Origin of the sequence: Agromyces humi, from assembly GCF_009720255.1 — a bacterium.
In the GTDB taxonomy this organism is placed as follows: domain Bacteria; phylum Actinomycetota; class Actinomycetes; order Actinomycetales; family Microbacteriaceae; genus Agromyces; species Agromyces humi.
In genome coordinates, this window is sequence record NZ_WJSP02000122.1 from 1 (window position 1) to 9,420 (window position 9,420).

Annotated in this window: 11 protein-coding genes and 1 tRNA gene; 3 read left to right on the forward strand and 9 right to left on the reverse strand. The window is 71.0% G+C overall.

Annotated elements, in window-relative coordinates:
• From GH736_RS11420 to GH736_RS11440, 5 genes are all read right to left on the reverse strand, one after another.
• A partial coding sequence (locus tag GH736_RS11420; RefSeq protein ID WP_203230730.1) for a hypothetical protein occupies positions 1 to 490 on the reverse strand: 490 nt, incomplete at its 3' end.
• A gap of 8 nt (positions 491 to 498) precedes the next feature.
• Positions 499 to 2,199 carry a long-chain-fatty-acid--CoA ligase gene (locus GH736_RS11425; protein ID WP_159603323.1) on the reverse strand — a complete coding sequence of 567 codons (1,701 nt, stop codon included), beginning with the start codon at positions 2,197 to 2,199 and terminating at the stop codon, positions 499 to 501.
• 9 nt (positions 2,200 to 2,208) lie between these two features.
• Positions 2,209 to 3,186 carry a ribose-phosphate diphosphokinase gene (locus tag GH736_RS11430; RefSeq protein ID WP_159603325.1) on the reverse strand — a complete coding sequence of 326 codons (978 nt, stop codon included), beginning with the start codon at positions 3,184 to 3,186 and terminating at the stop codon, positions 2,209 to 2,211.
• Between the two features lie 37 nt (positions 3,187 to 3,223).
• Positions 3,224 to 4,666: a bifunctional UDP-N-acetylglucosamine diphosphorylase/glucosamine-1-phosphate N-acetyltransferase GlmU gene (glmU, locus tag GH736_RS11435; protein ID WP_159603326.1), complete on the reverse strand. Its 1,443-nt coding sequence runs from the start codon at positions 4,664 to 4,666 to the stop codon at positions 3,224 to 3,226.
• Between the two features lies 1 nt (position 4,667).
• A tRNA-Gln gene (locus tag GH736_RS11440) sits at positions 4,668 to 4,739 on the reverse strand.
• A 108-nt stretch (positions 4,740 to 4,847) separates the two neighbouring features.
• On the opposite strand from GH736_RS11440, the gene GH736_RS24980 reads away from it, so the two are divergent.
• The 3 genes from GH736_RS24980 (at position 4,848) to GH736_RS11455 (ending at position 6,166) form a co-directional block, all read left to right on the forward strand.
• Positions 4,848 to 5,168, forward strand: coding sequence for an ArsR/SmtB family transcription factor (locus tag GH736_RS24980; protein WP_159603328.1), 321 nt, complete (start codon positions 4,848 to 4,850; stop codon positions 5,166 to 5,168).
• Positions 5,165 to 5,602 (forward strand): SRPBCC domain-containing protein, encoded by a 438-nt coding sequence (locus tag GH736_RS24985; RefSeq protein WP_159603330.1) that lies wholly within the window; start codon positions 5,165 to 5,167, stop codon positions 5,600 to 5,602. The genes GH736_RS24980 and GH736_RS24985 overlap by 4 nt, the downstream gene beginning before the upstream one ends.
• 72 nt (positions 5,603 to 5,674) lie before the next feature.
• Positions 5,675 to 6,166 (forward strand): MarR family winged helix-turn-helix transcriptional regulator, encoded by a 492-nt coding sequence (locus GH736_RS11455; RefSeq protein ID WP_159603332.1) that lies wholly within the window; start codon positions 5,675 to 5,677, stop codon positions 6,164 to 6,166.
• A 25-nt stretch (positions 6,167 to 6,191) separates the two neighbouring features.
• Here GH736_RS11455 and GH736_RS11460 read toward each other — a convergent pair whose 3' ends face one another.
• From GH736_RS11460 to GH736_RS11475, 4 genes are all read right to left on the reverse strand, one after another.
• Positions 6,192 to 6,851, reverse strand: a complete 660-nt coding sequence (locus GH736_RS11460; RefSeq protein ID WP_159603334.1) for a methionine ABC transporter permease — start codon at positions 6,849 to 6,851, stop codon at positions 6,192 to 6,194.
• Complete coding sequence (locus GH736_RS11465; RefSeq protein WP_159603336.1) at positions 6,851 to 7,879, reverse strand: methionine ABC transporter ATP-binding protein; 1,029 nt, start codon at positions 7,877 to 7,879, stop codon at positions 6,851 to 6,853. The genes GH736_RS11460 and GH736_RS11465 overlap by 1 nt, the downstream gene beginning before the upstream one ends.
• Before the next feature lie 94 nt (positions 7,880 to 7,973).
• Positions 7,974 to 8,867 (reverse strand): MetQ/NlpA family ABC transporter substrate-binding protein, encoded by an 894-nt coding sequence (locus GH736_RS11470; protein ID WP_159603338.1) that lies wholly within the window; start codon positions 8,865 to 8,867, stop codon positions 7,974 to 7,976.
• Positions 8,868 to 9,152: 285 nt separating this feature from the next.
• Positions 9,153 to 9,420 (reverse strand): ABC transporter C-terminal domain-containing protein (locus tag GH736_RS11475; protein ID WP_235934058.1); only part of this gene is annotated, 268 nt, incomplete at its 5' end.

Genomic DNA, 9,420 nt, shown 5'->3' on the forward strand with positions numbered 1-9,420 from the left:
CCGGGGCCGCGGCCGGAGCCGCGTCGGGGAACACCCGCTTGTAGGTGCGCCCATCGGGGAGCTCGACGGTGCGCGCCTCGAGCTGTCCGCGCGTGACGCGCTGGTAGATCGCCTGCGGCGTGACGCCGAGTCGCTTCGCCGCCTCCGAGACCGACAGGCCCGGCAGGTCGGTGGGCGAGCTCGAGGGTCGCTCGCGCTTGCGCTTGCGACTCGCCTCCTGCCGCTCGGCGATGGCGTCGTCGTCACCCGCCCAGCGGTACTTCGCCGCCGACGGGCTGAGGCCCGCGGCATCCGCCACCTCGTCCCACGTGGCGCCCGCGTCGAGTGCCGCTCGCACGGCACGGAGCGTGGCGGGCTCGACCTCGAGAGCGACCGCGAGCGAGCGGATGCCCCGGAGCCGGTCGAGCGGCGTGGCATCCGACTCACCCGCCTGCTCGAGGCGCACCAGGCGCGCGAGGGCCGTGGCGGTCTCGGCGGAGAGGAACGGCACCGGCGACCTCAGCCCTCGAGCAGCCCGTTGCGCACCTCGCGGCGCAGCACCTTGCCGATGAGCGATCGCGGCAGGTCGTCGGCCTGCACGATGCGCCGCGGGACCTTGTAGGCGGTGAGCCCGTCGCGGGCGAAGGCGCGGATGGCCGCCTCGTCGAAGGTCGCGCCGGCCTTGAGCACCACGACGGCGACGACCTGCTCGCCCGAGTGCTCGTCGGGCAGCCCCACGACCGCGCAGTCCTCGACGTCGGCGTGCGCGCGGATGGCCTCCTCGACCTCGCTCGGCGCCACGTTGAACCCGCCCGTGATGATGAGCTCCTTGATGCGGTCGACGATGCGCACGAAGCCGTCATCGTCGATCGCGACGATGTCGCCCGTGCGGAACCAGTCGGCGCCGCCGTCGTCGGCCGGCACGAACACCGCGGCCGTCTCGTCGGGCTTCTTCCAGTAGCCCGAGAACACCTGGGGTCCGCGCACGATGAGCTCGCCTTCGGCGCCGGGCTCACGGTCGACGGTGGGCCGGTCGGGGTCGACGACGCGTACCTCGGTGGAGGGCAGCGGCAGCCCCACGGTGCCGGCCCTGCGGTTCGGTGCGACCGGGTTGGCCATGAGCACCGGCGAGCACTCCGAGAGGCCGTAGCCCTCGACGAGGTACCCGCCGCTCGCGGCCTCCCACGGCTCGACGACGTCGGCCGACAGCGGCATCGCCCCCGAGATCGCGATGCGGATGCCGTCGAGGGAGACGCCCGCGTCGGCCGCGGCCTTCGTGAGCCGGTCGTAGATCGGCGGAACGGCGGGCAGGAAGGTCGGCGGCCGCTGCTTCACGACCTTGAGCACCAGCTCGGGATCGAACTTCGGGAACAGCACGAGCCGGGCGCCCATGCTCATCGCGAACGTGAGGCACAGCGTCAGCCCGTACGCGTGGAACATCGGCAGCACCGCGTAGACCACCGACGTGCCGCGCTCGATCTCGGGCACCCAGGCGCGGGCCTGCGCGGCGTTCGCACCGAGGTTCGCGTGCGTGAGCATGGCGCCCTTGGGGCTGCCGGTCGTGCCGCTCGTGTACTGGATGAGGGCGACGTCGGATGCCGCGGGCGCGGCGACGTCGGCATCGATGCGGTCGGATGCCACGAGCTCGCGCCACGGCACCGTGCCGCGAACCTTCGTCGTGAGCGCCGCCCTCGACTCGCGGGCCTTCGCGACGGGCAGGCGCAGCGCGAATCGGGTGAGGAACGGCATGGCCCGGGTCACGTCGACGGAGACGATCGACTGCACTGCGACATCCGCCGGGAATGCCTGGATCGTCTCGACGACCTTGTCCCACGCGATCACGACGCGCGCGCCGTGGTCTTCGAACTGGTGCCGCAGCTCGCGCGGCGTGTAGAGCGGGTTGTGCTCGACCACGATCGCGCCGAGACGCAGGACGGCGTAGAACGCGACGATGTGCTGGGGGCAGTTCGGCAGGACGAGCGCGACCGGGTCGCCGTGCTGCACGCCGAGCGCACGGAGGCCCTCGGCGGCGCGGTCGATCTGCTCCCCGAGCTCGGCGTAGGTCGTGGTCGCGCCGAAGAACTCGAGCGCGACGTGGTCGCCGTACTGCAGGGCCGAGCCGTGCACGAGGTCGAACAGCGACCCCTGCTCGGCGGCGACGTCGTGCGGCACGCCCTCGGCGTAGCTCGACAGCCAGGGACGCGGGGTCGTGATCGCCATCGGGCCGGCCTACGCCGCGCCGTCGAACATGCTCGTCACCGAGCCGTCCTCGAAGACCTCGTGGATGGCGCGGGCGAGGAGTGGCGCGATGGGCAGCACGGTCAGGCGGTCCCAGCGCTTCTCGGGCGGGACGGGCAGCGTGTCGGTCACCACGACGCTGTCGATCGACTCGTTCTGCAGGATCTCGACCGCGGGGCTCGAGAACACCGCGTGGGTGGCCGCGACGACCACGCCGATCGCGCCGTTGGCCTTCAGCGCCTCGGCGGCCTTGGCGATGGTGCGCCCGGTGTCGATGAGGTCGTCGACGAGCAGGCACACGCGCCCGTTCACGTCGCCGACGATCTCGTGCACCGACACCTGGTTCGGCACCAGCGGGTCGCGACGCTTGTGGATGATGGCGAGCGGCACGCCGAGCTTGTCGCTCCAGATGTCGGCGACCCGCACGCGGCCCATGTCGGGCGACACGACGGTGAGCGTCGAGGGGTCGAGCTTGGCCTTGAAGTGCTCGAGCAGCACCGGCATGGCGAAGAGGTGGTCGACCGGGCCGTCGAAGAAGCCCTGGATCTGGGCCGCGTGCAGGTCGATCGACATGATGCGGTCGGCACCGGCCGCCTTGTAGAGGTCGGCGACGAGGCGCGCCGAGATCGGCTCGCGGCCGCGGCCCTTCTTGTCCTGGCGGGCGTAGGGGTAGAACGGCGAGACCACGGTGATGCGCTTGGCGGACGCGCGCTTCAGGGCGTCGATCATGATGAGCTGCTCCATGAGCCACTCGTTGATCGGCGACGTGTGCGACTGGATCACGAACGCGTCGGAGCCGCGCACGCTCTCGTCGTAGCGCGCGTAGATCTCGCCGTTGGCGAAGGTGCGGGCGTCGGTCGGCACGAGCTCGGAGCCCAGCTCCTCGGCGATGTGCTCGGCGAGCTCTGGGTGCGCTCGTCCGGAGACGAGCACGAGGCGCTTCGATCCGGTGGTCTCGATTCCCGACATGTGGTCTGTCCTCTCCACCCGCGCTGAGCCGGTGCGTTCAGTCTTCGTCGGAGCCGGATGCCTCTGCGGCGGCCTCGGCCGCCTGGGCTGCCGCGGTGCCGGGTCGATGCTTCTGGACCCATCCCTCGATGTTGCGCTGCGGGGCCACGTTCACGGCGAGTGCGCCCGCGGGAACGTCCTTGCGGACGACGGTGCCGGCGCCGGTGTACGCCCCATCGGCAATCCTAACGGGCGCGACGAACACCCCGTGCGACCCGGTGCGCACGTGCGAGCCGATGTCGGAGTGGTGCTTCCGCACGCCGTCGTAGTTGGCGAAGATCGACGCCGCGCCGATGTTCGAGTGCTCGCCGATGGTGGCGTCGCCGACGTACGAGAGGTGCGGCACCTTGCTGCCCTCGCCGATGGTCGCGTTCTTCGTCTCGACGAACGTGCCGATCTTGCCGTCGGCGCCGAGCACCGTTCCGGGCCGCAGGTACGAGAAGGGACCGACGGAGGCGCCCGCGCCGATGACCGAGAGCGTGGCATCCGTGCGCTTCACCTCCGCCCCAGCGCCGACCTCGCAGTCGACGAGCGTCGTGTCGGGCCCGACCACCGCGCCCGTGGCGATGACCGTGGCGCCCTTCAGCTGCGTGCCCGGGCGGATGGTCACGTCGGGCTCGATCTTCACGTCGAGGTCGATCCACGTGGTCGCAGGGTCGTCGACGGTCACGCCGTTCAGCTGCCAGCCGCGCACGATCAGCGCGTTGAGGCGGGCGGCCGTCTCGGAGAGCTGGGCCCGGTCGTTGATGCCGGCGACGAGCCACGGCTCGGACACGGGCACCGCCTCGACCTCGGAGCCCGCCTCGCGGAGCAGCTGGATGACGTCGGTGAGGTACTTCTCGCCCTGCGCGTTGTCGGTGGTGAGGTTCGCGAGCTGGTCGCGCAGCGCGGCGGCGCCGAACGCGTAGATGCCCGCGTTGATCTCGCCGATCGCGCGCTCGTCGTCGGTGGCGTCCTTCTGCTCGACGATGCGATCGAACCCGCCGTCGGCGCCGCGCACGACGCGGCCGTAGCCGGTGGGGTCGTCGGAGACGGCCGAGAGCACGGATGCCTGCGCGGCGCGGCCGCGGTGCTGCTCGAGGAACGCGGCGAGCGTGTCGGCGTCGAGGAGCGGCACGTCGCCGTTCAGCACGAGCACCTCGCCCTCGAAGTCGTCGGGCAGCGCGGCGATCGCCTGCTCGACGGCGCGACCGGTGCCCGGGATCTCGTCCTGGTCGACGACGACGACGCCGGGCAGGACCGCCTCGACCTCGGCGGCCACCTGGTCGCGCTCGTGCCGCACGACGGCGACGACGTGGGCGGCGTCGAGCGCGTTCGCCGTGCGCAGCACGTGGGCCACGATCGGCGACCCGGCGAGCGGGTGCAGGAGCTTCGGGGTGGCCGACTTCATGCGGGTGCCCTGGCCGGCGGCGAGCACGATGATCGCGAGATTCTGGTCCATGCTCCGCCACCAGGATTCGAACCTGGTCCTCACAGCTCCAAAGGCTGTCGTGCTGCCGTTACACCATGGCGGACCGCTCCGAACCGACGATTCCGAGCGCCCTACAGTCTGCCAGACGCGGCGCCGGGAGCGTCGTGTCCGGTCTTGTCATGTGACCTATAGGTCACGTATCCTGATCGTGATGGATGACGACGACGCGGTGTTCAAGGCGCTGGCGGACGCCACGAGGCGGCGCCTGCTCGACCACCTGTTCGAGCACGACGGCGCCCGCCTCGCCGACCTCGAGTCGCTCGCCGACATGACGCGCTTCGGCGTGATGAAGCACCTGCGGGTGCTCGAGGACGCCGGCCTCGTCACCACGCGCCGTTCGGGGCGGGAGAAGCTGCACTTCCTGAACGTCGTGCCGATCCGGCTCATCCACGATCGCTGGATCGACAAGTACCGGGTGGGGCCGGCCTCGGCACTGGCGGACCTCAAACGAGAACTGGAGGAACGACCATGACGACGACGCAGGTCTACCACGTCTACATCCGCGCCACGGCCGACGAGATCTGGGCGGCGATCACCCGGCCCGAGCTGACCGCGCGGTACTTCCACCGCGTGACGATCGAGATCACCCCCGAGACCCGCTCGCACGTGGGGCCACGTGGTGAACGCTGGGACCCCGACGCGGTGCTCGAGTTCGACCCGCCGCGTCGACTCGTGCACGAGTGGCGGTCGCAGTACGACCCCGAGATGTCCGCCGAGCCGGTCAGCCGGGTCACCTGGGAGATCGAGCCGCAGGATGGCGGCACCTGCCTCGTGACCCTCACGCACGACCGGCTCGAGGGCTCGCCGAAGACGGCGGAGGGCGTGTCGGGTGCCGGATGGATGTTCGTGCTGAGTTCGATGAAGTCGCTGCTCGAGACGGGCGAGGCACTGCCGCCCACCGGCTGAGGCCCCGCCCCACCGCTGCGCACCGGCTGCCCGGCGGCGCCGACGGCCACGGCGCGGCGGGATAATGGCGGGATGACGGATGCTGACGAGGTCGACCGGATCGTGGGCGACTGGGAGCGCGAGCGACCCGACCTCGACTTCGCGCCGCTGCAGGTGCTCTCCCGCGTCGCACGCCTCTCGAAGCACCTCGACCGCGCACGGCGCCAGGCGTTCGCTCGGTCCGAGCTCGAGGCATCCGAGTTCGACGTGCTGTCTGCGCTGCGACGCGCGGGCTCGCCCTACCGGCTCTCCCCCAAGCAGCTCCTGCAGCAGACGCTCGTCTCGAGCGGCACCATGACGAACCGCATCGACCGGCTCGTCGAACGCGGGCTCGTCAGCCGTCAGACCGACCCCAACGACGGCCGCGGCATCCTCGTCGAGATGAGCCCGGCGGGCCTCACGCGCGTGGATGCCGCGATCACGCGCCTCGTCGACGCCGAGGCCGAGCTGCTCGACAGCCTGCCCGCGGCCGAGCAGAAGCGGCTCGCCAGCCTGCTGCGCAAGCTCAGCCTCGGCTTCGACTAGCCGGGGCCACGCGTCGCGGCGCCGGCTACCGCCGCAGCACCTTCCGGGCGAGCCAGTTGCCGAGGAACTGCACCCCCTGCACGAACACGACGATGAGCAGCACCGCCGCCCACGTGATGACCGGCTCGAACTGGCGGTAGCCGTAGACCTGGGCGAACGTGCCGAGGCCGCCGCCGCCGATCAGGCCCGCCACCGCCGTCATGTCGACGATGGCGACGAGCACGAACGTGTACCCGAGGATCAGCGGCCCGAGCGCCTCGGGCACCACGACGGTGCTGAGGATCCGCAGCGGACCCGCGCCCATCGACCGCGCCGCCTCGATGACGCCGGGCGACACCGTGAGCAGGTTCTGCTCCACGATGCGGGCGATCGCGAACGACGCGGCGAGCGACAGGGCGAAGATCAGCGCGTTGTTGCCGATGCCCGTGCCGATCACGAGCCGCGAGAGCGGCTGCACCGCGGCGATGAAGATGATGAACGGGATCGGCCGGAAGAAGTTGATGACCACGTTCACGACGTTGTAGATCGCGCCGTTGGAGAGGAGGCTGCCCGGACGCGTCGTGTAGAGCACGACGCCGAGCAGGAGCCCGGCCGTGCCGCCGATGAGCAGCGTGAGGCCCACCATGTAGAGGGTCTCGACGGCCGCGGTCCAGAACTCGCCCTGCAGCTCGAACAACCGGTCCATCACGGCACCTCCGTCACGTCGACGCGCTCGGCGATGCGGGCGAGCGCGGGGTCGATCGCGGCATCCGCCCCCCTGATCGCGAGGGTGAGGTGGCCGAACGCCCGCCCCTGGATGTCGTTGATGCCGCCGTAGACGAGCTCGAACTCGAGGCCCGCCGCCGCGAGCTCGAGGAACACCGAGGCCTGCGACACGTCGCCGTCGCGGAACGAGATCGTGACGATGCGGCCCTCGTGGCGTTCGCGCAGCACGTCGAGCTCGGCGGGCGACGGCACGCCCTTCACCACGGTGGACACGAAGCGCCGCGACGACGGGTTCTGCGGGTCGGAGAAGACGTCGAACACGTCGCCGTGCTCGATCACGCGACCGCCGTCCATCACGGCGACCTTCGTGGCGATCGACTGGATGACGTCCATCTCGTGGGTGATCACGATGATCGTCACGCCGAACTCGCGGTTCACGCGCTTGAGCAGCGCGAGCACCTCCTGCGTCGTCTCGGGGTCGAGCGCGCTCGTGGCCTCGTCGGCGAGCAGCAGGCGCGGCGAGGTGGCGAGCGCCCTGGCGATGCCCACGCGCTGCTTCTGGCCGCCCGAGAGCTGGTCGGGGTAGTTGCGCGCCTTGTCGGCGAGGCCGACGAAGTCGAGCAGCTCGGCGACGCGCGCCGCGATCTCGGCCTTCGAGGCGCCGGCGACCTTGAGTGGGTAGGCGATGTTCTGCCACACGGTCTTCGCGCCGAACAGGTTGAACTGCTGGAAGATCATGCCGATGCCGAGCCGGATGCCGCGGAGCTCGCGCTCGGGCATGACCGTGAGGTCGCGGCCGTCCACCGTGATGCGGCCCGAGGTCGCGGGCTCGAGCGCGTTGACGAGGCGCACGAGCGTGGACTTGCCCGCGCCCGAGTAGCCGATGATGCCGAAGACGTCGCCCGCCTCGATGTCGAGGGTCACGTCGTCGACGGCCACGACCTGCGCGCCGCCGCGCTCGGCCGGCGGGTACGTCTTGCTGACGTTGGTGAGGCTCACGAGAGCCATGGATGCTCCTTCCGGAACGCCGAGACGGGCGGTGGGCTCTCGGCGCCCACCGCCCGCTCGCGTCGCGATCGATCCGTCGAATCGGTCGCGGGCGTCAGCCCTTCGCGGCCTTCGTGTCGGCCTCGACCTTGGAGAGCGAGTCCTTCAGGTCGGCCACCGGCGTGGTGACCGGCACCGCGGTGCCGCCGGAGGACTCGAGGAGTCCGGCCTGCACGTCGGGGTCGGTCTGGAAGATGTCGACGAGCTTCAGGTAGGTCTCGTTGTCGGCATCGTCGGCGCGTGCCGCGAAGATGTTCACGTAGGGCAGCGCGTTGGGATCGCTCGGGTCGTCCTGTGCGATCGCGTCCTCGAAGCTGAGGCCGGCGTCGGCGACGAAGTCGTTGTTGATGACGGCGGCCGCGACGTCGGGCAGGGAGGTCGGGGTCAGCGACGCCTCGAGGGCGGTGACCTTCACCTTCGACTTCGCCTCGTCGATGTCGGCGAGGTCGGAGAAGATCGAGCCGCCGCTCTTCAGCTCGACGAGCCCGGCCGACTGCAGCACGAGCAGCGCGCGGGCCTGGTTCGAGGCGTCGTTCGGCACGGCGACGGTCTCGCCGGCCGGGATGTCCTCCACCGAGTCGTACTTCGTCGAGTAGAGGCCCAGCGGGTAGATCGCCGTCGCGCCGATCGGCGTGAGGTCCTCGTCGGCCGACACGTTGTAGTCGGCGAGGTACACGATGTGCTGGAACTGGTTGAGGTCGAGCTCGCCCTCGGTGAGCGCCGGGTTGGGCTGGGCGTAGTCGGCGAAGTCGACGAGCTCGATGTCGATGCCGGCCTCGGCGGCGGCGTCCTCGAAGGCGGCCCACTGCGGGTCGGCCTTGCCGACGACGCCGATCTTCACGACGTCGTCGCCGTTCTCGCCGGCGGCGGGCGTGGCGCAGGCCGCGAGCGCGGCCACGAGCGGCAGGGTCGCCAGGGCCGCGAGGAGCTTGGTGGTGGTACGTGACATTCCGGTGATTCCCTTTCGCGTGGGCGCGCCGCGATCAGGTGCTGATGGCGTGGAGCAGGCATGGCTCCGCCACGGTTCGTGTCGGTGGGGGCGTCGATGCCGCGAACGCGGGCGCATCTCCACGTTAGGCGAAGCATCTTCGAGGGCATGACCACGTGGTCACGATGCGTCACAGTTCCTGCGGCTGCGGCGCTGCATTCCGACGGATGCTTCGGGCGTGACGTCCGTGACGGCGCCCACGCCGTGCGATGGGGGGCACCGGCCGCGGGGGCGCGGGGCTGCCGCTCAGGCCTCGAGCGCCTCGGACACCTCGAGCCAGCGGGTCTCGAGGTCGGACACCGACGCCTCCAGCGCGCTGAGCTCGTCGCCGAGCACGCCGAGGCCCACGTAGTCGCCCTGGTCGTGCTGCGCCAGCTTCTCGTGCTGCGCGGCGATCTGCGCCTGCAGCTTCTCGAGGCGACGGTCGATCGACGAGAGCTCCTTCTCGGCGGCGCGGCGCTCCGCGCCGGTGAGGGCCGCGGATGCCGCAACCGCGGGCTGCGCGCCACGCGTG

What these genes read in the sequence shown, in the direction of transcription:
- GH736_RS11425 (WP_159603323.1), bottom strand. Translation starts at nt 2,199, where the DNA reads ATGGCGATCACGACCCCGCGTCCCTGGCTGTCGAGCTACGCCGAGGGC.
- GH736_RS11430 (WP_159603325.1), bottom strand. Translation starts at nt 3,186, where the DNA reads ATGTCGGGAATCGAGACCACCGGATCGAAGCGCCTCGTGCTCGTCTCC.
- glmU (WP_159603326.1), bottom strand. Translation starts at nt 4,666, where the DNA reads ATGGACCAGAATCTCGCGATCATCGTGCTCGCCGCCGGCCAGGGCACC.
- GH736_RS24980 (WP_159603328.1), top strand. Translation starts at nt 4,848, where the DNA reads ATGGATGACGACGACGCGGTGTTCAAGGCGCTGGCGGACGCCACGAGG.
- GH736_RS24985 (WP_159603330.1), top strand. Translation starts at nt 5,165, where the DNA reads ATGACGACGACGCAGGTCTACCACGTCTACATCCGCGCCACGGCCGAC.
- GH736_RS11455 (WP_159603332.1), top strand. Translation starts at nt 5,675, where the DNA reads ATGACGGATGCTGACGAGGTCGACCGGATCGTGGGCGACTGGGAGCGC.
- GH736_RS11460 (WP_159603334.1), bottom strand. Translation starts at nt 6,851, where the DNA reads ATGGACCGGTTGTTCGAGCTGCAGGGCGAGTTCTGGACCGCGGCCGTC.
- GH736_RS11465 (WP_159603336.1), bottom strand. Translation starts at nt 7,879, where the DNA reads ATGGCTCTCGTGAGCCTCACCAACGTCAGCAAGACGTACCCGCCGGCC.
- GH736_RS11470 (WP_159603338.1), bottom strand. Translation starts at nt 8,867, where the DNA reads ATGTCACGTACCACCACCAAGCTCCTCGCGGCCCTGGCGACCCTGCCG.